The sequence below is a fragment of the Christiangramia aquimixticola genome, assembly GCF_048285835.1.
Lineage (GTDB): Bacteria > Bacteroidota > Bacteroidia > Flavobacteriales > Flavobacteriaceae > Christiangramia > Christiangramia aquimixticola.
In genome coordinates, this window is record NZ_JBLVTL010000004.1 from 199,706 (window position 1) to 222,838 (window position 23,133).

17 protein-coding genes and 1 pseudogene are annotated in these 23,133 nt (G+C 40.5%); 1 reads left to right on the top strand and 17 read right to left on the bottom strand.

Annotated elements, in window-relative coordinates:
• The 10 genes and pseudogenes from ACNKXV_RS10135 to ACNKXV_RS10180 all read right to left on the bottom strand — a co-directional run.
• Positions 1-201: pseudogene (locus ACNKXV_RS10135) on the bottom strand (energy transducer TonB); the annotation flags it as partial.
• A 113-nt stretch (positions 202-314) separates the two neighbouring features.
• On the bottom strand, positions 315-1,028 hold the full coding sequence (locus ACNKXV_RS10140; RefSeq protein ID WP_417907612.1) for an energy transducer TonB: 714 nt from the start codon (positions 1,026-1,028) through the stop codon (positions 315-317).
• Positions 1,029-1,137: 109 nt separating this feature from the next.
• Positions 1,138-1,542 carry a VanZ family protein gene (locus tag ACNKXV_RS10145; protein ID WP_417907613.1) on the bottom strand — a complete coding sequence of 135 codons (405 nt, stop codon included), beginning with the start codon at positions 1,540-1,542 and terminating at the stop codon, positions 1,138-1,140.
• The gene (gene gcvH / locus ACNKXV_RS10150) at positions 1,535-1,915 is read right to left on the bottom strand and encodes a glycine cleavage system protein GcvH (protein ID WP_417907614.1); all 381 of its coding nucleotides are present in this window, start codon (positions 1,913-1,915) and stop codon (positions 1,535-1,537) included. Before gcvH ends, ACNKXV_RS10145 begins: the two co-directional genes overlap by 8 nt.
• Positions 1,916-1,976: 61 nt before the next feature.
• Positions 1,977-9,128, bottom strand: coding sequence for a T9SS outer membrane translocon Sov/SprA (sov, locus tag ACNKXV_RS10155; RefSeq protein ID WP_417907615.1), 7,152 nt, complete (start codon positions 9,126-9,128; stop codon positions 1,977-1,979).
• A gap of 5 nt (positions 9,129-9,133) precedes the next feature.
• Positions 9,134-9,715, bottom strand: coding sequence for a Holliday junction branch migration protein RuvA (gene ruvA, locus ACNKXV_RS10160; RefSeq protein WP_417907616.1), 582 nt, complete (start codon positions 9,713-9,715; stop codon positions 9,134-9,136).
• Positions 9,716-9,797: 82 nt separating this feature from the next.
• Positions 9,798-12,092: an NADP-dependent malic enzyme gene (locus tag ACNKXV_RS10165; RefSeq protein WP_417907617.1), complete on the bottom strand. Its 2,295-nt coding sequence runs from the start codon at positions 12,090-12,092 to the stop codon at positions 9,798-9,800.
• 149 nt (positions 12,093-12,241) lie between these two features.
• Positions 12,242-13,168: a tRNA epoxyqueuosine(34) reductase QueG gene (gene queG, locus ACNKXV_RS10170; RefSeq protein ID WP_417907618.1), complete on the bottom strand. Its 927-nt coding sequence runs from the start codon at positions 13,166-13,168 to the stop codon at positions 12,242-12,244.
• Between the two features lie 24 nt (positions 13,169-13,192).
• A complete protein-coding gene (locus tag ACNKXV_RS10175; RefSeq protein ID WP_417907619.1) occupies positions 13,193-13,753 on the bottom strand; it encodes a hypothetical protein in 561 nt (186 codons plus the stop codon).
• 22 nt (positions 13,754-13,775) lie between these two features.
• Positions 13,776-14,228, bottom strand: coding sequence for a cupin domain-containing protein (locus tag ACNKXV_RS10180; protein WP_417907620.1), 453 nt, complete (start codon positions 14,226-14,228; stop codon positions 13,776-13,778).
• 72 nt (positions 14,229-14,300) lie between these two features.
• On the opposite strand from ACNKXV_RS10180, the gene ACNKXV_RS10185 reads away from it, so the two are divergent.
• Positions 14,301-14,897 (top strand): TetR/AcrR family transcriptional regulator, encoded by a 597-nt coding sequence (locus tag ACNKXV_RS10185; protein ID WP_417907621.1) that lies wholly within the window; start codon positions 14,301-14,303, stop codon positions 14,895-14,897.
• A 4-nt stretch (positions 14,898-14,901) separates the two neighbouring features.
• Here ACNKXV_RS10185 and ACNKXV_RS10190 read toward each other — a convergent pair whose 3' ends face one another.
• From ACNKXV_RS10190 to ACNKXV_RS10220, 7 genes are all read right to left on the bottom strand, one after another.
• The gene (locus ACNKXV_RS10190; protein WP_417907622.1) at positions 14,902-16,233 is read right to left on the bottom strand and encodes a cytochrome P450; all 1,332 of its coding nucleotides are present in this window, start codon (positions 16,231-16,233) and stop codon (positions 14,902-14,904) included.
• A 104-nt stretch (positions 16,234-16,337) separates the two neighbouring features.
• A complete protein-coding gene (locus ACNKXV_RS10195) occupies positions 16,338-16,655 on the bottom strand; it encodes a GIY-YIG nuclease family protein (RefSeq protein ID WP_417907623.1) in 318 nt (105 codons plus the stop codon).
• Positions 16,656-16,785: 130 nt separating this feature from the next.
• Complete coding sequence (ruvB, locus tag ACNKXV_RS10200; protein WP_417907752.1) at positions 16,786-17,808, bottom strand: Holliday junction branch migration DNA helicase RuvB; 1,023 nt, start codon at positions 17,806-17,808, stop codon at positions 16,786-16,788.
• A 138-nt stretch (positions 17,809-17,946) separates the two neighbouring features.
• The gene (locus tag ACNKXV_RS10205) at positions 17,947-19,770 is read right to left on the bottom strand and encodes a cytochrome c oxidase subunit I (protein WP_417907624.1); all 1,824 of its coding nucleotides are present in this window, start codon (positions 19,768-19,770) and stop codon (positions 17,947-17,949) included.
• Between the two features lie 17 nt (positions 19,771-19,787).
• Positions 19,788-20,972, bottom strand: coding sequence for a cytochrome c oxidase subunit II (locus tag ACNKXV_RS10210; RefSeq protein WP_417907625.1), 1,185 nt, complete (start codon positions 20,970-20,972; stop codon positions 19,788-19,790).
• Positions 20,973-21,004: 32 nt separating this feature from the next.
• Positions 21,005-22,414 (bottom strand): quinol:cytochrome C oxidoreductase, encoded by a 1,410-nt coding sequence (locus tag ACNKXV_RS10215; RefSeq protein ID WP_417907626.1) that lies wholly within the window; start codon positions 22,412-22,414, stop codon positions 21,005-21,007.
• 18 nt (positions 22,415-22,432) lie between these two features.
• Positions 22,433-23,125: a c-type cytochrome gene (locus ACNKXV_RS10220; protein WP_417907627.1), complete on the bottom strand. Its 693-nt coding sequence runs from the start codon at positions 23,123-23,125 to the stop codon at positions 22,433-22,435.
• Between the last annotated feature and the right edge of the window lie 8 nt (positions 23,126-23,133).

Below are 23,133 nucleotides of genomic sequence, written 5' to 3' on the forward strand. Positions count from 1 at the left end.
AGTATTTTGCATTTCTGTAATTGGCACATCCTCTTCATCAAGTGCGTCCATATTAACCTGACCTATGTCGATAGCTTCAGGATCGTATGTTTTCCATTCGATTGCCTGCCAGGTAATTAGCAGCACAATGATAAGACCCAGCTGAAGATAAAAAGTTCTATTCCTGTTTAAATCAGCTTTTGGATTTTTCTTAGGTTCCATAATGCGTTATATTGTTAAGGGTTGCTAAAATAAAGATTTTTTCTAAAAAACTAAATTAATATCAGATAATAAGTGATTAATTTCTAAGTAATTTCCCAAAGTATTCAGAATCATTACTGAACCTTGAATCTTATTGGGATCATATAAGAAACTGAAACCGCTTTCCCTCTCTGTTTACCGGGCTCCATTTTCGGTAATTTTCCAATCACTCTTCTGGCTTCTTCTTCCAATGCTGGATGTGGTGCTCTGGTCTGGATTTGTTCCACCACACCTTTTTCATTCACAACAAACATCACCGAAACAAGATTAATTCCGGTTAACCCTAGTTTCTCGCCCAGACTGGTATCAAATTCCCTATTTACAAATTTACTGATCTTAGAACTCATACACGCCTTTCTGCCTGCATTATCTTCCAAAGCTTCACACCCGGGAAATACCGGCACATCTTCAATAAATTCAAATGGCACCTCTACCGGCTCATCTTCACCTTTCACTTCAACCATATCAGCAGGTTCTAGAATATCATCAAGATCGATCTCACTGGGTGCGATATCATCTTCTTTAACATCCGTATCATCCTGAACAACTTCAATAACCGGGACGTCTTTGGGCGGTGGTGGCGGAGGTGTTTTTTCAAATATGGTAATGGGCGGTGCCTCTTCCTCAAGTTCATTTAACTGAACCTTTTCCTTATCGTTGAGTTGCGGAACATAAGTTTTCCACTCAAAGGCCTGCAAGGTTATGAAAAGAACAAGGATAAGTCCTATTTGAAGAAACAGGACCCATTTGCGGCGAAGGTCCGCTTTGGGATTTTTTTTAGGCTTCATCTGTTTTAAGTTTAGGTGGTGTTAACCGACAGATGTGATTCACCAGGTTGATTTCTTTTCGGAATAAAAATCTTAGTGGATCATTTCAAAAAAGTCGGGTTAATAAAGGTTATAATTTATTCAGAAAACTTCTGTCCAACTTTTTTACAGTGGGCGCCAATACTATAAAAAACAGAACAGCAAGTGCTACACCAGTTGAATTAGCCAGAATATCCCACCAATCGGGAGTTCTGTAACTGGTTAGGGTTCCCTGTAAAACCTCAATTAACATACCAAACATAAAACTTGCCAGCGCAACCCACCATAAATTAGCGGTATAGCGCGTAAAATCAGATTTTTTGAAAACGAAATATAGTTTCCATATCCCTGTTAAAAACAAATATGCTCCGGCATGGAGCATTTTGTCTGTAGGATCAAATCCTGCAACACTTACTTTAAAGTTGATTACTATTAAAGAAAAATAGGTTAGAGTACCGGTATAAGCAAGTGCAAGAAATAGTAATATTTTAGCCACCAATGATTTCCTGGTATTCTTCGGCAGTAAGAAGATCTTCAACTTCTGAAGTATCAGACAACTTCACCTTGATCATCCATCCATCACCGTAAGGATCGTTATTCACTTTTTCCGGCTCGTCTTCCAGACTGTCATTAAATTCAATGATCTCACCAGAAACCGGCATATATAGGTCTGAAACGGTTTTCACAGCTTCAACGGTTCCAAATACTTCTTCTCTTTCAAGGGTTTCATCAAGGGTTTCCACCTCAACATATACGATATCTCCAAGTTCTCCCTGGGCAAAATCTGTAACTCCAATAGTAGCGGTATCCCCTTCTATCTTAACCCACTCGTGGTCTTTTGTGTATTTTAATTCTTGTGGAATATTCATAGTTTAGTTTTATAAGATGGCAAAGTTAGTTTTTTAGCCGAATTGTTCAAATAAGGTTTTATTAATTTCCAAAATTATAAATCATCGTAAATCCGGATCGAATTGTGGTTTGTGGAAATGCGGTTGAAACTGCATATTCTGAGAACGTATGATCGTAATAGAACCTTGCGGTAAGATTTCTGGTAAACGCATAATCTGCCTTAAAATTGATCGACCAGATATCCTGACCGGAGATGGTCTGGTTATTCGCCAGATCGAGATAGCGCACTATCGTCCTATTCTGGCGGTAAGAAACATCTGCTCTAAAATTAAGATCGCTGCTCAACACCCTTCTTCTTCCACCAATAGCAGTAGCTATTTTAAGATCTTTTAGTCTATACCCCAGTCCCACGGTATACTCATTCCCGCTATATTCAGTCAATAAATTATTATCAAAACTAAAGGCAAGGGAACGGTCTTTTTCAAGTTCGGCCAGGATCTGAATATTGTCTTTTGTCTCAAAGTCTATCCTCACCAATGGCGTAAACAACTCGGTCAACACAAGATTTGAGAATAGCACAGGATTTTTAAAATCACCGGCCTGATTCAATTCTTCAGGGTTCTGAGGATCATAGTCAAGGTTGGTCTGGAATTGATTCAGAGTATAATCTGCCCGGTAACCATGGTTAACGGAGAATCTTCTGAATTTATCTTTAAACCACTGAAACCTCATGAACCCGGTATACTTCAGGTTCCAGTTTGGAACCGGAACATCCCTGAAGGCACCCAGTTTCACACTTCCTGCGTCTTTCCCGGAATATGCAGCGATAAAAGCCGGCAATAAAACTGCCTGATTGGTTTTACCTATCCCTCTTGGAAAACCTTCCTCATCAACATCATTAGGATTCAGTCCTCTTTCCGCAGCTACTCTTCTCGCAATTTCCAGCCTGTTCTCTCTAAAGACCTCAAAGGTTTCTGAACTTGCTTCATTGGACTGATTAAAACTCGTAGCGATAAGTAAGGTTGAAATATTAAAATTACCATACACGTATGGCGTAAGCGCCTGATATTCCAAAGTAACAGGATCCACGCGATAATTTTCTGAATAGTTTTCTGCCTGATTTTTTCTTCCGGTCAATTCTATGGTAAGATTCGGAATTATATCAAAACCGGCCTGATAATCCAGTTGCTCAGTTTCTATAGCTGAATACTGCTGATTGAAATTTTGAAATAAGGTTAACCAACCTCTCTCGGCAGCCATATATCTAATTTCGTCCTGGAATCCAAAAGTAAACCCTGCTGTTGGTTTGAACGTTCCCATAAAACCAACACTCTCTGTATATCCCGGAAGATAAATTCCGTTGCTATTGCTATAATTCAATTGAAAGGTTTTCAAACCAGTAACCAGTCCAATAAAGGAATTATAACCTTTATGCTTTTTAGGTTCAGGTTTAGCCTCTTCTTCAGGTTTATCATTAGATGGAGGTCCTAATGTTGGAACTCCACGACTTCTGTCTTTTATACTGGTCCCCGCCTGTGATTTTTTAGTTACAAGTCCCAGATAATTATACAGGTCCTGCATGTTTAGATTGGCATTGATCTGATGGGTATTCGAATTCTGAATACTATTCCCTATATCCGGAATCCCTTCCAGCTGCTGGTAGATCCTTGATCCTCGCTGCCATTGGAAATCTCCTGTATAGGAATAAGTGGCATTCACAAAACTCAGAACCGGGATCTTATCAAAAGGAAGATCATAATTCACCTGAATCGTTTGAAAATGCTGATTAGGCTCTCCAACGTTGAAAAAATCATCCCATAAGCCTATGGAGTTATCAGCAAACCCTTCATCATCTATATAATTTCTTATGATCCTGTTATTGCTCGCGTTAAAAGCTAAACTTAGTGAACGGGTCAGGTTATAGTTAATTCCGTATTGCCAGTCGAACAAATAGTTTCTTTGATAAAGAGTAGGAATTCCAATATCGCTGTCGCTTAAATCCAGAGACCGGAATTTTTGCTCGTTGTATTGCCTGAAGATTCCTGAACTCACGTTGATATTGGTTGGCAGATAATTAAAATTGAAATCTTTAAACAGCGCAAAATAATCGCTACTATCCAGCACGGCTATATTCTTTAACGGCTCCAGAGTTTTCTGCGGGAAATTGAATTCATAAGTACCTGCCAGGCGCACGCTTTGATCCAGTCCTTCCTCGATCTCAAAATCCCGATGATTCACCTGATTATAGGAAGAGGTAAAAGCAAAATTCTCAATATCATAAGGCATAGGGGTTTTATCTCCTGTACGTTCCTTACGTAAGCCGATCACATTCACGCTTTCGCGTTTGGTGTAAGATTGTGACTGATTTTTTATAATCTCCCTTTGTTCCGGATCCTGAATATTTTCAAGTCGGGTATCCAGCTCCACATCCAGGAATTCCTGATCATATTTTGGAGTGATCACCTCTTCTCCCCTGCTGTAATTAACCGGAATCTTAACACCCCAGGTTGGTGGCAGCAGTTGACCCATATTCACGTTGGTCACCACATCGTACTGCTTCAGGTCTTCACGACTTCTTTGATTAGGTCCCTGACCAATACTTCCAAATCCTACGGTACTACGACGTCCAGTAGCAGAAACGTTGGCAAAATCGGCGATGTTTCCATCCATGCTCACCACTCCGGCCCATCCACCTTCATTTTTAAGATCGGAAAGCCTCAATTCATTAAACCAAACCTCGCCACAAAGATCGGTCACTCCATTTTCGGGAGTTCCGTTCTTTACCCCGAGCATGAGCAACCTCACATTTCCAAAACTCGGATTCCCTTTTACCCCTATTCTTAAACGACCCATTTCATAGGGAGCTTCCGCATCTATCTCCTGAAGATCTTCAGTAAAATAATTAAGCTCTGTAGAAACAAGTGACGGAGTTCCCAAAACTGCGGTTTTAACCTGCTGTAAAAGGTCCAGTTCTAAATTAAGTCGGTTTACTTCCGGCCAGATCTCTTCTGGTGTAGAAGCTCCAAAAGCCGTAGGTGCTAACGGAATCTCGATCTGGTAGTAGTTATCAGTAAAATCGGTCCCCATTCTAATAAATGCCACCAGCTGCCCGTCTTTTAAAGTACGTTTATTGACAAGGGATTCGGCATGCAGGAACATTTCAAGATTCTTGTATTGCCGCATGTCTATCTGGAAATTCTTATAAACTGCTCTGGCGTCCTTAGGCTCCAGCCCACAAACGGTTAAAGAAAGGGACTGTTCGTTTTGACGGATATTGGAATTATTTTGATACAGCTGTTCTCTTTGCACTCCCGGAGGCAGGGTGTACGGGATTGGCTGCCTGTTCTCATTTTCTTCAATATTCACCGCATTTACCTCGAACAAGGTATTTGGATTCTGAAGCTGACCTTCATCTTCAAAAAGGTTTTGAGTATATCTACGGTAATCTCCACGAACAAGATCCATAGTTCCAAATCTTAAAATTGTGGATTCCTGAAAATCACTTAGGAACATTCTAATGAATCTTATCGACCTGAAATCTGCAATTCCACCCACAGCATTGGTTGGCTCAAAGATCGGGATCTTGAACTGCAACCATCTCACCGGTAGATCCTGCCCGTTTCTTAGAGTGGTGGTCAATTCCTTAACATCGGTGATATACGGGTTATTGTCGATATTCATCCCGCGGAAAAATGGAACTTTATATTCAAAATAACTATTGATGGTATTCATCGTGTTATCCTTGTTGATATCTTCAGTCGTAGGCAGCGTACTGTTCCCACGATTGGCATCGGTAACGTTTGTTGGTGAGTTCCCTTGTGATCCGTTATAATTAATATATCTGTTCAGGATATTTCCATCAGCATTCAGAAAATACTGATAGTTATCTGCTGAAGGATCCGGAAGATTTGCAAAATTTGAGAATTTCACCGCCTCTTCGCTATCCAGCAATCCATCATAACCAGCATCCTGAAGTATTCTTGCATCACCTTCAGAATCGAAAGCATAGACCAGGGAATTATCTGCCGGCACATTTCCAAAAACAGTGCTTATAACATTGGTTTCTCCGGCTCCTTCCGGTAATCCGTTTTCGTATTGTTTTCTACCGTCCTTTAGAACGTCTTCAGAAATATTTCCAAGATTAAAATTAATGGTTCCACCTTGTTTTCCTGCGTTTTCAGGATATATGTAAGGATCCATTACCCAGAACTGGATATACTCCACATTGGACTGCTCAAAATTGGTAGTATTTATGGCCCTCATGATCCCACCAAAATTCGACGCTGGATTAGGCAGAGTATTGCTTCCAGCACTTGCCGGATTGTAATTATATGGTCCACGCTGTGCCGGATCGTAATTTACATCCATGGTGTAAACCACCTGCGGTTGTCCCTGTACAATATCGGTATTCGGGAAGATCTCATTCAAACCAACCCTCCTGGTTGCGTAAGAAGAAATATCAGAATCACTTATCCCATCAGGCCTTCTGTTGCTGTAAAAAATAGGGTCTATAGTATACCAGGACATTCTGGCTCTTTTATAACCAACACCCATATCTCCGTTCGCCAGTTCCCCGCCAAATCCAATTGGCACACTGGACAGTTCCCAGCTTAGCGGATTGTTGATATCTATGGAAGTTTGGGCTGCTTCAAAATCATCGATATAAGTTGTAGCCTTTCCGTCAAAATCATTGGAAGCCGGTGATCCCGGTGACAGATAAGCAAACTCTCCTCTAACCGATACATTTGATTCCACATTTGTATCAATATTCGGTAATTTATTCACTAACCTGGTAAGGAAAGGAACTTTGGTATTGTAATTAAGGTTTAACCCAAAAATACTGTTGTTGATAGGCTCGTAGCTGTAATTAGATTTTTGGGTGAGCGGCCTCTCCTTAAGGTTGATAAATGTACCACCAATAAGGAAATTCTCATTGAACTGATGTTCCACATTGATCCCCGTAAAACGTTTGGTTTGCTGCCCAAACAAGGCATTATTTTCTGTATTCACCTGAATTGGAATATCTGAAGCCAGCAGTGCCTCATCCAGGATCTGAACTCTACCAAGTTCATAATTTACCACATAATCCACACCTTCCTGAAGGATTCTTCCTCCGGCCGTTACGGTAACCGATCCCGGTGGCAGATTAAAACCAATTGGTATCCCTTCAATTTCGGCTGATTTATATCTTCCTTTTAACTGAAATTTATTTTTATCGGCTTCAACCTGTTCCGCCTGAGTTTTCGTGGTTCGGTACATAGCCCGAAAAACGTATTTTTTCTGATTAGGGTTCCAGGTTTCCTGAAGGTCATAATCTTCTCCTCCGGCATTAGGATTCTCATCAAGTTTATCGAATAAGTGCTTCCCAAAAGGCTCTACAGAGGTAAATATGATATTCCCGTTTTGCGGATCGATGGTTAGTTGCGGTACATAGTCAAAGAACCCATCTCCTCCATTAATAGGGTCGTTATTGGTATTTAATTGATCCAGTCTAAAAACCCGAAGTAATGGAGTTTCACTTACATCTCCGGGGAGTGTTGTCCCTTCAACCGGTTTTATATAATTAAGCGGTTGAGGATCTGTATACAGAATATTCATTCTGAAATCCTCTCTTTCCAGCTGGTAAGCTCCCAGGCTGTAAATGTTCTTCATCATCAAATCCCAAACCGGCTCATTTACATTGGTAATGGTACTTTTCAGCATTTTCACCACCAGGTTTTGGCTGGCTCTGGTATTGGTTCCGGTTTCGGGCGGATCGTTTCCGGCTTCGCTGTTGGCATTTACTCCATCATTTGCAAATTCCCCTACCTGATAAACTTCCCCATTAATGGTATACTGGAAAGCCACCCCAAGAACCTCATCATTACTGAGTCTTTGGTTTAACGAAATATAACCCAGCTGAGTGTTAAGAGTATATTCGCTTGGTTTAAGCTGGCGTGCATTTTCGAGTTTGGCATAATCTGTTCCTTCAGAAACCGTAATAGGCCCAAAACCTCTGTCTACAGTGGCAATATCCCTTATGGCGCGAGTAAGAACCGTTTGTCCATTCCCATTTATTCCGAATGGGTTTAGGTCGTTCACCTTGTTATCTGGAAATGCTCCGGCTGGTTCGTTAAAAAATCCTGCCGGCAGGTTATCCAAACCAATATTTCCCGAAATATTTGTTTCTCCAAGATCCTGAATAGCCACGATATTTCGGGTATCCTGAATATTCTGAATATTATTCGTTCTATTGGTGATCCAGACCTGGATTCGTTTGATCTGAATATTGGTGTATATAAACGGATAGTTCCTTAAAGCCTCATCGTAGGTGTCTCGGAAATAATGCGAAAGAAAGAAGTGCCTGTCAGCGTCATAATCCAGAGCAAATTTTTCAAATTCTTCTACCGTAGCTCCACCTTCTACATTTACGGTTCTTCTTTCCGATTTTTGTTCAGAAAAAACTCCGGTGATACGGGTTTTCCCAAATTGCAGTTCAGTTTTAAAACCGAAAAGACTTTGAGCTCCCTGAATAAGTGCGTTGTTAAGAGGCATGTTCACATTACCGACCTCTATTTTTTGAACAATATCATCCTCATTAGGAGTATATTCAAGTTTTAACTGATTTTGAAAATCAAATGTAGATTCGGTATCATAATTAGCGATGATTTGAAGCCTCTCTCCAACCTGCCCCATCATGGACAGACTTATTCGCTGGTCAAAATCAAAAGATAGGTTGCTGCGATTCCGGGGTGAAAATGCCGGATTATCCTGTTTGGTATACAATAGCCCCAGATCCAGTTCTACCGATCCCTGGGGAACTATATTGATCTCACTCCCCCCGAAAATGCTTTCAAAGAAATTATTATTTACATAAAGATCGGGAAGCAGGTCTTTCTGAATTTCTTCCACTCCTTCTTTCCTACCTGAAAGAGCATCGTTCTTTATTTTGAAATAGTTCCGCATTTCTTCAGCAAGAACCAGATCTTCAAATTCTTCAGGGGTAAGCACTAAGGGAAGTCCCAGGTTGATGGACCCGAGCTTTTCTTTATAGAAATACCGGTCTAAAACCGGATCGTATTCATATTGGGAAACTATACTTTGAGGATTAGGCAGGCTTATGGTGCCGAGCGAATAGCCGGTACTGGTGGTATCCTGCGGCGTGTCCTGAGCAACAGCATCTATAGAAAACGCCAATAATATCAGGAATGTAAGGCGTACCGTTACAGACAGTTTCAGGTAATTGTTCCTCAATTTACTTACAGCTTTTTAAGAGCCAGTTTAATTATAGATTCAACGGTCGATTCGGCATCTTCTTTCAGGATCTTCTCCACAACTTTGCCGGCCTGGCGTCTGTTATAGCCTAAGATCTCTAATGCAGATAACGCTTCTTCCTTATTTGTATTGTTTGGAGTCATTAAAACTTCATCCTCACCAAGCACTTTAAGCACCTTATCTTTAAGGTCCAAAATTACCCTTTGAGCTGTTTTTGCTCCAATCCCTTTTACACTTTGAATTGTTGCCACATCCCCGCTGGCAATGGCATCGATCACTTCTTTTGGCTGAAGAGATGATAACATAACCCTCGCTGTACTTGTGCCAACGCCTGAAACAGAGATCAACAGTTTGAAAATCTCTCTTTCAGATTTTTCCATAAAACCGTATAGCGTATGTGAATCTTCCTTAACCTGAAGGTGTGTAAAAAGACTAATTGCTTCAGATTCCGGAATAAGTGAATAAGTATGAAGAGAGATATTTACGGCATAGCCAATCCCGTTACATTCTATAACCACATACGTGGGATTCTTTTCAATTAACTGTCCCTTCAAATGATGAATCATGGAAAAAGTGTAGGTTTAATTTCAAATGTAGTAAAATAAACCAAAGGCAAAAATCTACTTTCTGCCTTTGGTTTCTCATTTTTTAAGCTTTTGCCTTTGCGCGCTTCTCCTTTTCCTGAGCATCTACCACCGCTACAGCGGCCATGTTTACCATTTCCTCCACGCTTGCTCCAAGCTGCAGAATATGCACAGGTTTCTTCATCCCCATCATTATTGGACCAATGGAGTCTACATTGTTCAGCTCTTTGATAAGCTTATAAGTACTGTTGGCTGAATCCAGGTTAGGATAAATAAGCGTATTCACCTTAGTTCCCGCAAGTCGGGAGAATGGGAATTTGTTCTCCAGCATTTTCCTGTTCAAAGCAAAATCTGCCTGAAGCTCTCCATCTACTTTTAAGTCGGGATGTAATTTATGAAGCATTGCTACTGCTTCCTTCACCTTTTTAGCTCTTGGATCTTTAGATGAGCCAAAGTTAGCATAGGAGATCATGGCAACCACCGGCTCCATTCCAAATAACTGAACGGTTCTGGCTGTCATTTGTGCGATCTTCGCCAGGTCCTTTGCAGATGGATCTATATTGATTGAGGTATCACTAATAAATAACGGACCTCTTGAAGTATTCATCACATTGGTGGCAGCTACTCTGGTTACCCCTTTGGCCATCCCTATAAGTTCCAGCATAGGTTTTACCACAGTTGGATAAGCTCTGGAATAACCTGAAAGCAAGGCATCTGCATCCCCTTCGTTCACCATCATGGCTGCGAAATAGTTACGTTCCCGCAATAATTTATCGGCATCATACTTGGTTACCCCGTTACGGTGTCTGGTTTCCCAGTATTTTATAGCATAATTCTCTCTATGCTCGTTTTCTTCATCAGATTTTGGATCGATGATGGTCACATCATCTTCATCAAAATCAATCTCCACCATCAATTCCTTGATCACTTCGCGTCTTCCCAGAAGAATTGGGAATCCAATCCCTTCATCCTTTACGATCTGGGCAGCTTTTAATACATCCAGATGATCTGCTTCAGCAAAAACAATACGTTTAGGATTTGTTTTAGCTCTGTTGATCAATAAACGGGTGATCTTGTTCTCATTCCCCATTCTTTCCAGCAACTCATCTTCATATTTTTGCCAGTCCTGAATCCCTTCCCGGGCAACACCGCTTTCCATGGCTGCTTTAGCCACAGCCGGAGGAACTTTTGCGATCAAACGCGGATCGAATGGTTTTGGAATAATATAGTCGGGACCAAAATTAAGACGGGTTTCGCCATAGGCGATATTCACCTGTTCCGGCACCGGTTCTTTAGCCAGTTCAGCTAAAGCTTTAACCGCCGCTTTCTTCATTTCTTCATTGATCTTGGTAGCTCTAACATCAAGAGCCCCACGGAAGATAAACGGGAAGCCAAGCACGTTATTAACCTGATTAGGATGGTCACTTCTTCCCGTAGCCATAATGATATCCTTTCTGGTTTGGATAGCCAGGTCATAATTGATCTCCGGGTTTGGATTGGCCATTGCGAACACAATAGGTCTCTTGGCCATGCTCTTAAGCATTTGCGGAGTTACGATATCTGCGATAGACAGTCCAACGAAAACATCGGCATTTTTCATTGCTTCTTCCAGCGTATCTATTTTTCTGGCTGTAGCAAATTCTTCTTTTTCTTCAGATAGATTAGGACGGTCTTTGCGAATCACACCTTTACTATCGAGCATTACGATATTTTCTGACTTTGCACCAAATGCTTTATAAAGTTTGGTACATGAAACCGCCGCCGCTCCGGCTCCACTAATCACGATCTTTACCTTATCGATCTTCTTTTTAGCCAGTTCCAGCGCATTCAACAGGGCTGCAGCCGAAATAATCGCTGTCCCGTGCTGATCATCGTGCATTACAGGAATATCAAGCTCAGCTTTTAATCTTCGTTCGATCTCAAATGCCTCAGGAGCTTTAATATCTTCCAGATTAATTCCTCCAAAAGTAGGAGCTATATTTTTTACTGTTTCTATGAATTTATCGACATCCTTAGTGTCTACTTCAATATCAAAAACATCAATATCTGCAAAAATCTTAAAAAGCAGACCTTTCCCTTCCATTACCGGCTTGGAAGCCTCTGGTCCAATATCACCCAATCCCAGAACCGCTGTTCCATTAGAGATTACGGCAACCAGGTTACCTTTTGCGGTATATTTATAAGCATTCTCTTTATCCTTCTCAATTTCCAGACAGGGCTCTGCAACTCCGGGGGAATATGCCAGAGAAAGATCTCTTTGGGTAGCATATTTTTTTGTAGGTACAACTTCAATTTTTCCCGGCTTTGGTTTTGCATGATAGACCAGGGCCTCTCTTCTCTTTCTGGAAGTATTACTCATAATTATTTATTTTTCGGCTAACCAGCAAAGTTAACAAGCTTGCTCACGTAAAAGAAATAAAATATCTAAAAGCTGCCGGTACTTTTTAAAAATTAAAGATATGTAGGAAGTTGAGGATTTAGCCTGAAGAGAATTAAGGAGATAAAATATCACTTCTCTTTTAAAAATTCGATATTTCGTTTTAAGCCTTCATATTTGGTCCTTTTAACTGCAGATTTCCTGAAGATCTCATTGAAGGTTTCCCGGGTGATCTCCTCCCATTCTTTTTTATCCTTTTCCAGCAATTGCGGGTGAGGATTAAATAAAGGTTCGCTATGAGGTTTTGAAAAACGATTCCACGGGCAAACATCCTGACAAACATCACAACCAAACATCCAGTCGTCAAATTTGTTTTTCATCGGGTCCGGCAAATTGTCCTTCAGCTCGATGGTAAAGTAGGAAATACATTTGCTGCCATCCACTTTATAAGGTTCCACAATGGCATTGGTAGGACAGGCATCGATACAGGCAGTACAGCTACCGCAATGGTCGGTTACCGGTGTATCATATTCCAGCTCCAGATCTACGATAAGTTCAGCTATAAAATAAAAGGAACCCGTCTTTTTTGAAAGTAAATTGGAGTGTTTTCCAATCCAGCCCAATCCGCTTTTCGCAGCCCAGGCTTTATCCAGTACCGGAGCAGAATCAACAAATGCACGGCCTTCAAAATCTCCAATTTCAGCCTGAAGATTGGTAAGCATTTGTTTTAGTTTGTCCTTAATCACAAAATGATAATCCCGGCCGTATGCATATTTGCTGATCTTATAGGCCTCTTCATTCTGAAGCTGGTGCGGATAATAATTCAACAACAGGGAAATAACACTTTTTGAACCGGGAACGAGTTTGGTGGGATCCAGGCGCTTATCGAAGTAATTCTCCATATAGCGCATCTCGCCATGCATATTATCTTTCAGCCAATTTTCCAGCCTGGGAGCTTCCTCTTCTAAAAATTCGGCTTTGGAAATCCCACAAGAAAGGAAGCCGAGGCGCTTGGCTTCGGCTTTAATAAGTTCGGTGTATTTCGCCCTGGTATTCATCTAAGGCGAATTTACAATTTAATTTCAAGGATTGGGTACGGGTACGGCGGCGTTAGTTGGATAAAAAACACCGAGTTCGTTCTCCAGTCCTACCCAGGCATGTAAGGTCCAGCCCTTGGCATCACAGTTTACATGCCAATGGTCTTCATTACCTATAAATCCTTCTGGCGCAGGGCCATAAACCAATACAGATTCACATTCTGGTATAGGAATAAGGTACTCTGCGGCCCCAAAATTCATTTTTCCATTTTCATCGGGATAATAAACCAGAATTTCCGGATGTAACAAATCAAATTTTCCGTCAACATAATCTGGATTTAAATAATGGATTCCCATTTCCGGCACAAAGGGAGATACAACCATATCGTATCCATGTGCTTTAGCGACTTCAAAATTGTGAAACTTACGCATAGCTTTCGTAAGAATAGCAACCTGATCATCACTGGTTTTAGCTTTTTTCAATTGAAAATCATAGGAAATGATTTCATTTTCTACAGGCACCTCGTCTGTAGAACAGCTGCTTAAAATGGCGATAACCATTACCAACAGCAGCGCTTTGAACTTTGAATAAATAATTGTTTTCATAATATATAGTGGTTGGTTTATTTCACACCTGCGTTTTTTTCTCAGCAACTATATGCATATCAAAACCGGCAGCATTTGCCAGCAGATCCTGAATTATTTCCGGAGAAACAGATCTGGATTTGGCATCTGCTTCCTCTTCTGAAATTCCATATTTATCGAAAAAAGCTCCAAAACCTTTAGGACTATGTACATTGACCCATCTACAGGTTTTATCGCCGGAATTCTTAAAAGTATGAGTCGTATTTGGTGGCAGATCTACTGATTCCCCCTGACGGACCCTCCTTAATTCCCCATTAACAATGAAATCCATTTCCCCTTCAGTAATCACAAAAGACTCATGATAGCCCTTATGAAAGAGAGGTGGTGGCCCCGGCACACCTGCCTCGGTTTCTCCGAATACCAGATCATAATCTCCCGATGTATTTTGCTTGGAAACTTTATGACCTACTATCCACGTTTTTATTACTTTATCCATTTTATGAGATTTTTGTCTCGTAAATATATTTTTAAATTTTCAAAATTCAAAATTTTATAAGACATTTGTCTCATGAGTAAGAAATATTTTCAAGGCGGAAGAACAGAACAAAAAATGCAGACCCGGCATAGAATTCTCCAGGGAGCCCAAAGTTTACTTGCAAAAGGGGTCGATTTTACATTGGAAGATGTAGCCAAAGAAGTAGACATTTCCAGAGCTACCATATATCGGTATTTTTCCAATATAGATGTATTAGCAGCCGAAGCAGGTCTCGATTTCAACACCAAATCTTCTGAAGAAATTAACGAGAAAATACAGGACCTGGAATTGACAGAGGCGATTCTGGCTATTCAAAAATATTATAATGATCTCGCAAAGGAACAGGAAGCCGGCTTCAGAAAATTCCTGAGCGCTACCCTTGCCCTTCCCGAAAATCAAAAAACAAGAGGTGGACGCCGGGTAAATACTTTAAACCTATTGTTTGAAGAAAGGGGAGTTAATATTTCAAAAAAAGACCGGGAGAACATTATTAATATAGCCACGGTATTAATGGGAATCGAGCCACTTATTTCCTCCAAGGATGTATGCGGATTAAACAACGAGAAATCCGGAGAACTATTAAAATGGGGATTGGATCACATCCTGAAATCGGTTTTTAACAAAGAGTAAAAACTTACCTTTTCTTAAACTTCAGGATCGCATTTTCCGGTTTTAGAGTGATCAATGGTCGTATCTCAATCTCAGAATTCACGGCAATGATCTTATAATTTGCTACCAATTGAGCTACGGCAATTATCATTTCAAACATGGCGAAATTATTTCCTATGCACTTCCTTGGTCCTGCACCGAATGGAAAGTACTGTGAAGAATATTTTCTGTTTCCGCCATCAAAGCGTTCAGGTTTAAATTCTTCGGGAGAATCCCATAGCTCCGGGTGCCTGTGAATCTCGTATAGCGAAAACAACAAATTTGATCCGGGCTCAAAATACATACCATTAAATTCATCTACTTCCACATTTACCCTGTCAATAAAATAGGCCGGAGGATACAAGCGCATCGACTCTTCGATCACCTGCTGAGTTTTGGTAGCTTTGGTTACCAGATGCATAAGATCATCACTCTCCTCCCTAAGCAACTTAATTTCCCTGAAAATTATGTCCTGCCATTCAGGATTAAAAGCAAGTAACTGTGCGGTAAATGTAAGGGAGTTTGAAGTAGTCTCGTGCCCGGCGGTAAATAGGATCAGGATCTCGTCTATTAACTGAGCTTCATCCATAAAATTTCCGTCTTCATATTTAGCATCCAGTAACATATCCAGAAGATCATCGTATCGATTTCCGGAAGCACGTCTTTCTGCAACTATATCGCGCAAAATTTTTCCCGCTTCAGCAGTCAGATCCAGGTGTTTGTTTATTTTTCCACTAAGGTTAAACCACCAGCCAAGATATGGTTGGCGCAGTTCCTTCACCAGCATTTTCTGCGTGGCTTCTGTTATATACTGGAGCCTGTTGATCTCATTTTCGTTCGCGGCACTGCTGAACAAGGATTTTACAACCGTTTGAAAGGCAAGATCATTAAAAATGGGAAAAACATCAATTTCTTTTCCGGGCCGGATCTTTTTATATTCATCGTCGATAGCCTCCTGAATGGAATTGAGAAGATTTCCCAATTGCTTTTTATGAAAGGCCGGCTGAATTAATTTTCGTTGTTTTTTCCATAGTTCCCCTTCAGAAGTTAGCAGTCCGGTGCCCACATATTTAACCAGATCTTTGGTCTGGATCTCAGATTTCACATAGTTCTTTTGATTCTTCTGAAGCACATATTCTGCAAATGCAGCATCCCGGGAAAAGATCACAGATTTTTTCATTCCAATACGCAAACGGAATGAATCTCCTTTTTCCTGAAAATGCTGATGATGAAAAGGCAAAGGATTTTTCAGGATCCTGGCAGAATGTTTTAAAAATTCAAGCAGGGAAACTTCGGGAATATTACTTTTTTGGCTCATCAAACAATATGGTTTAATAGGAAAAATATCATATAACCTGAACTGAATAATACTTTTTATCACCTCAGATTTCTGTAAGGTCACACTGAGCGCAGTCGAAGTGCTTAGAGGTTTGGATTATATTTATAATGAGTAGCATTCCTGCATTCTGCTAAAAGTTGCAATCTATTATACTCTCCGTTAATGAGGGCCAATTTCTTTCCACGGGTCCATCCTTTTAACTTCTTTTCAAAATATATAGCTTCAAGAACATTCTCAAATTCAATATGAAATCTCAATTCAACCGGTCTTCGTTTATATGTATAAGCTTTGGGGTAATTACCATCTTGATGTTCTATCAACCGCCGGACCATGTCATTGGTGATACCAGTATAAAATGATTGATCTGAACACTCTAATATGTAAACACTATACTTATACAATGGTCAATTTTTTATAAAACCCAATACTTTATTACTCAGAAGATAATAAGATTTATACGGATTATGGCTTCGACTGCGCTCAGCCTGACACACGACCGTTAATTCTAAAACTAAGCAACCCGATAATAATCTAAAACAAACCTCCCTGGGTGCTGCCTTTGATCCTGCCCAGATGTTTATAAGCATGCTCTGTAACTTCCCTGCCTCTTGGAGTACGGTATATAAAACCCTGCTGAATAAGAAATGGCTCATATACTTCCTCAATGGTTTCGGCGCTTTCGCTAACCGCGGTTGCCAGGGTGGTAATTCCAACCGGACCACCTTTAAACTTATCGATGATGGTGGAAAGTATCTTATTATCCATTTCGTCGAGACCATGAGCATCCACATTCAGTGCTTTTAAACCAAATTTAGCGATCTCGATATCGATCTTGCCATTACCCTTGATCTGAGCAAAATCACGAACCCTTCTTAATAGCGCATTCGCAATTCGAGGTGTCCCTCTGCTTCTTCCGGCAATTTCAATTGCCGCTTCCGGAGAGATTGGCACGCGAAGGATCTCAGAACTACGTTCAACGATACCTGAGAGCAGTTCGGTTGAATAATATTGCAGTCGGCTGGAGATACCAAATCTGGCTCTCATAGGAGCTGTAAGCAAGCCTGAGCGCGTGGTTGCACCAATTAAAGTAAACGGATTAAGATTTATTTGAACAGTCCGGGCATTGGGTCCGGTTTCGATCATGATATCGATCCGGTAATCTTCCATAGCCGAATAAAGATATTCTTCTACTATAGGACTTAATCTATGTATCTCGTCAATAAAAAGAATATCCCTCTCCTCAAGGTTGGTAAGCAAACCTGCAAGATCGCCGGGTTTATCCAAAACAGGTCCTGAGGTTATCTTAATCCCAACATTCAGCTCATTTGCAAGAATATGAGCCAGGGTAGTTTTCCCCAAACCGGGAGGACCATGAAATAAGGTGTGATCAAGAGCTTCGCCTCGCATATTCGCCGCCTGAACAAAAACCTGAAGGTTTTCAAGTACCTGCTCCTGTCCTGCAAAATCATCAAAACTTAAGGGCCTTAAAGCTCTTTCTATATCAAATTCTTCAGGGGAAAAATTATCACCGGAAGCATCCAGATTCTCATTCATCATTTATACGGGTTATGCTGTTCAATATAGTAAATACCAAACCAAATTCAGGCAAATATTCAAATTCAAAGTTAATTAAAAAAGCCTTCTCCGGGATGGAAAAGGCTTTTAGTAAGTCTTATATAAAAAGTGGTGATCCTAGTGATGAAGTTCTTCTTCACCATCCTGTAATGGCATGGTTTGAGGAACAAAATCCTGTCCTTTGATCACATATTCACCATCATCTCCTGTTTTAGAGTAGTCATAAGCCCAACGGTAAACTGAAGGAATTTTTCCTGGCCAGTTTCCATGGATATGCTCTACAGGAGTAGTCCACTCTAAAGTATTCGATTTCCAAGGGTTCTGAACTGCCTTCTTTCCGAAGAAAATAGAGCTGAAGAAGTTGTAAATAAATACCAACTGAACCAATGCTGTAATGATCGCTGCAACTGTAATGATAACATTAACATCGGCATAATCATCAAAATACGGGAAACTTGTGTTAGTATAATAACGTCTTGGAAGACCTGCAATCCCGATAAAGTGCATTGGGAAGAATACTCCATAAGCACCTACAGCAGTTACCCAGAAGTGGATATAACCAAGGTTCTTATTCATCATTCTACCAAACATTTTTGGGAACCAGTGGTAAACACCGGCAAATAAACCGTAAAGTGCAGAGATACCCATTACAAGGTGGAAGTGAGCTACCACGAAGTAAGTATCATGAACGTTAATATCCAGCGTTGAATCTCCTAAGATAATTCCGGTAAGTCCACCAGTAATAAAGGTAGAAACAAGACCAATTGAGAATAACATTCCCGGGTTCATCTGGAGGTTACCCTTCCATAATGTGGTGATATAGTTAAATGCTTTTACTGCTGAAGGGATCGCGATCAATAATGTTGTAAAGGTAAATACCGATCCAAGGAACGGGTTCATACCTGATACGAACATGTGGTGACCCCAAACAATTGTTGAAAGGAATGCGATCGCAAGTATAGAAGCAACCATCGCACGGTAACCAAAGATTGGCTTACGCGAGTTGGTAGCAATAATTTCTGAAGTGATCCCAAGTGCAGGTAGAAGTACGATATAAACTTCTGGGTGACCAAGGAACCAGAATAAGTGTTCGAATAATACCGGAGAACCTCCCTGGTGACTTAACACTTCTCCTTTAATGAAGATATCACTAAGGAAGAATGAAGTTCCAAAACTTCTATCCATGATCAATAACAATGCAGCTGATAAAAGAACCGGGAAAGAAACCACCCCGATAATTGCAGTTACAAAGAATGCCCAGATAGTTAGTGGAAGTCTTGTCATAGACATTCCGGCAGTTCTAAGGTTAAGTACAGTTACAATATAGTTAAGTGATCCAAGTAAAGAGGAAGCAATGAAAATTGCCATAGAAACCAACCATAAGGTCATCCCTGTTCCAGATCCACTAATTGCCTGTGGAAGGGCACTTAAAGGAGGATAGATAGTCCATCCAGCCATTGCCGGTCCCGACTCCACAAATAATGAAGTTAACATGATCACAGAAGAAAGGAAGAACAACCAGTAAGAAACCATGTTAAGGAATCCAGAGGCCATATCTCTTGCTCCAATCTGCAATGGAATAAGTAAGTTCGAGAAAGTACCACTCAATCCTGCAGTTAGTACAAAGAATACCATAATGGTACCGTGAATGGTAACCAATGCAAGATAGATACTTGGCGACATAACTCCATCCGGAGCCCAACGGTCACCTAATAATGCTTCAAAAACCCAGAAAGATTCTTCCGGCCATGCAAGCTGCATACGGAAAAGAATAGACATTCCTATCCCTATAATCCCCATGATTAGTCCGGTAATAAGATATTGCTTGGCAATCATCTTATGGTCCGTACTAAAAATATACTTGGTTATGAATGTTTCTTTATGATGATGTCCGTGATCGTCGTGGTGATCGTGTGCCGGTGCGTTTGCAATTGCTGACATATCTTATATTCTTTATCTTAGTTTTGTTCGTTATTTACTACAGCCACCACATCACTCTCATTTGGTGTCTCTTCGTTCTCTTCACTATCGTCAGCCGGAGCGTCTCCTGCTGTATCTTCTGGTCTGTCTACATTCTCACTCTTATCTTCCATCGTGCTACCAAATGTTGGTTGCTCAGCCATCCATGCATTGAATTCTTCTTCAGTCTCTACGATGATCTTCATTTGCATATTATAGTGTGCCTGTCCACAGATCTTGTTACAAAGCAGGAAGTAATCAAATTCATAAGCGTCAAGAGTTGGCTCACCTTCGGCGATCAATTCTTTATTCTTTTCATTTCTGAATTCGTTTACACTTCTTACTTTATCACGCATATACTCACTTTCCTTGATCTCTGCCGTAGTAACTGTTGGAGTAAAACCAAACTGAGTGATCATACCCGGAACAACGTTCATTTGAGCACGGAAGAATGGGAAGTAAGCAGAGTGCAATACATCCTGTGACCTAAATTTGAAAAGAACTGGTCTGTTAACCGGTAAGTGTAATTCTGAAACCACAACATCATCTTTCGCATAAGGATCAGATTCATCCACACCCAGCATATTCACACCTTCGATAAATCTAACATTCGCTTTTCCTAAAGTATTATCCTCTCCAGAGTAACGTGCTCTCCAGTCAAACTGAAATGCATATAATTCAATTACCAATGGATCTTCTTCATCACTCACATTCATGATATCACTCCAGGTAAATAAACCGTAAATGATAAGACCTGCAAGAACGATTACAGGGATAATGGTCCAGATAAATTCAAGTTTGTCATTATCAGCATAAAATAAAGCCTTCTGAGTTTTCTTCCCTTTGTATTTGTATGCAAAGAAGTGAAGTAATCCCTGAGTTATTACCTGTACCACCATGATTAGGGCGATAGAGATAAACATCAAATTATCATATTCAGCACCGTGTTCAGCTGAAGCTGGTGGTAAATAGAACCTTCCGTATTCCCAGAAACAGTAAATTGTAATTACGTAAAGGAAAATAACAAAAGCCAACATCAGGATTCCGTTCAGGCGGTTATCCTTATCATTCGCAACCTGAGAAGTATCGGCATCATGACTCTGCGATAACTGAAATATCTTGGAGATCTGCCAACCTGTAACGGCCAGAAGTGCTAGTACTATGATTACTAAAAATACAGTCATTTTATAAGTTCTTCTTTAAACAATCTATCTAATTAATAATGGTAATGTTTACTTTCCTTGATGAAAGGGTTTCCTTTTACCAGTAATGGAGCCTTAGTAAGGGAATTGAAGACAATATAAGAGAACAATCCTCCAAACAGTAACATTGCACTGATCTCAGAAATTCCAATAAACCATGACTCTCCTACGGTAGCCGGCATAACCATTACATAAACATTCAGGTAGTGACCGCAAAGGATCACGATTCCCGTCATGATAACAAACCAGTTCACACGTTTGTAATCACTGTTCATCAATAATAACACTGGGAAAAGGAAGTTAGTGATCAACATACCGAAGAATGGCAATTGATAGTCTTCCATTCTCTGAATGAAGTACACAACCTCTTCCGGGATATTTGAATACCAGATCAACATAAACTGAGAGAACCATAGGTAAGTCCAGAAAATGCTGATTCCAAACATGAACTTTGCAAGGTCATGAATATGACTGTCATTCACGAATTCTAAATAACCTCGTGATTTAAGGTAAATGCTGATTATAGCGATAGTTGTAATTCCAGATACAAATAAGCTGGCGAATACAAACCATCCAAATAATGTACTAAACCAGTGCGGGTCCAAACTCATGATCCAGTCCCATGACATCATAGACTCTGTCACGATAAAGAATACAAGGAAACCTGCAGCAAGTTTAAAGTTCTTTTTAAAGTAAGTAAGATCTGTTGCGTCGTCCATTTTAATGGAGTTCTTTCTTAACAGATGTCTGAAGAATGCCCAACCTCCAAGATAGATAGCAGCTCTAATAAGGAAGAAAGGAACATTTAAGTATGCAGATTTATTCTGAATAATCTCATCATGAGCAACTACTTCAGGATCCATCCATACAAACAGGTGGTTAAGGTGTAAACCTGAAAGTACAAGGATCACAAAAACAATAACTCCTCCTGGTAACAAATAAGCGGTAATCGCTTCCATTACTCTGAAAAGTACCGGTGACCATCCTGCCTGTGCAGCGTATTGTACCGCGTAGAAAGCAAGAACCCCAAGGGAAATCATAAAGAAAAAGAAAGCAGCAACATATAGTGCAGCCCATGGCTTGTTTTGCAACTGGTGCAAAATGTGCTCTAAATGCTCGTCCTCATGAGAAGCCTCTTCTCCGTGACCTGCTTCAGCTCCATGAGCTTCGTCAGCATTCTTTACTTCACTTTCGTATCCATGGATATCTTCCACTTCTACAGTCTTTCCTGGAATTTGTTCCACATTTATTTCGGGAGTACTTTCTGTAGCATGCTCTTCCCCATGATGCCCATCCTGAGCGATCATTTCTTTTACTTCCTCTACGGTTTCCGGTGCCGCGATGAATCCGTAAATGAGACCTATTGCGCCAACAATCATACAAATGATTGCCGTTAATTTTAATTTACTGGATAGCGTATACATATCGATAGATCTAAATCTTTATTCTTGAGTTTCGGTTTGGTTGTTCTGGTTCTTAGAACCATCAATCACATCATCTGCATCATCATATAGATTAGCATCTGCTCTTGATGGAAGCAAACTGGTTTGCGCTTCTTCGAACTCTCTTTCAGGTTTCCCTTCCAACTTATCTTTTAAGCTCATTACATAATGATCTATTTGCCATCTTTCTTCAATTGAAGTTTGAGAAGCATAAGATCCCATGTTATTGATTCCGTAATACATTACGTGGTAAACACTACCTTCAGTAATTGCACGCCCGGCGTCATCGTAAGAAGGAACACCCAGAATCTTTTCACGCTCTACCAAAATTCCTTTTCCATCACCTTTATCACCGTGACAAACTGCACAGTAAATAGTGTAAAGGGCTTTCCCTTCTGCTAAATTTTCAGAAGAATATGCAAGCGGATTGGTAAGGTTAGCTTTGGCATCGGCAAATCCCTTAGGATTGTTTTGGTATTCGTAAGGCATCCATCCACGTGGAATAGTACCTTCTACCGGCAACTTAGCCTCCTGGCCGTTTTGAAAAATATCGTAATTACCGTAAGCCTCGTAAGCTTCAGACTCGTACATGTCCGGCATATATAGATAGTTTGGATCCTCCTTGTCATGGCAGGAAACAACTGCAAATCCAAGCAGACAAAATCCTATAGTTTTATGGAACAAACTTCTCATTATCGCTA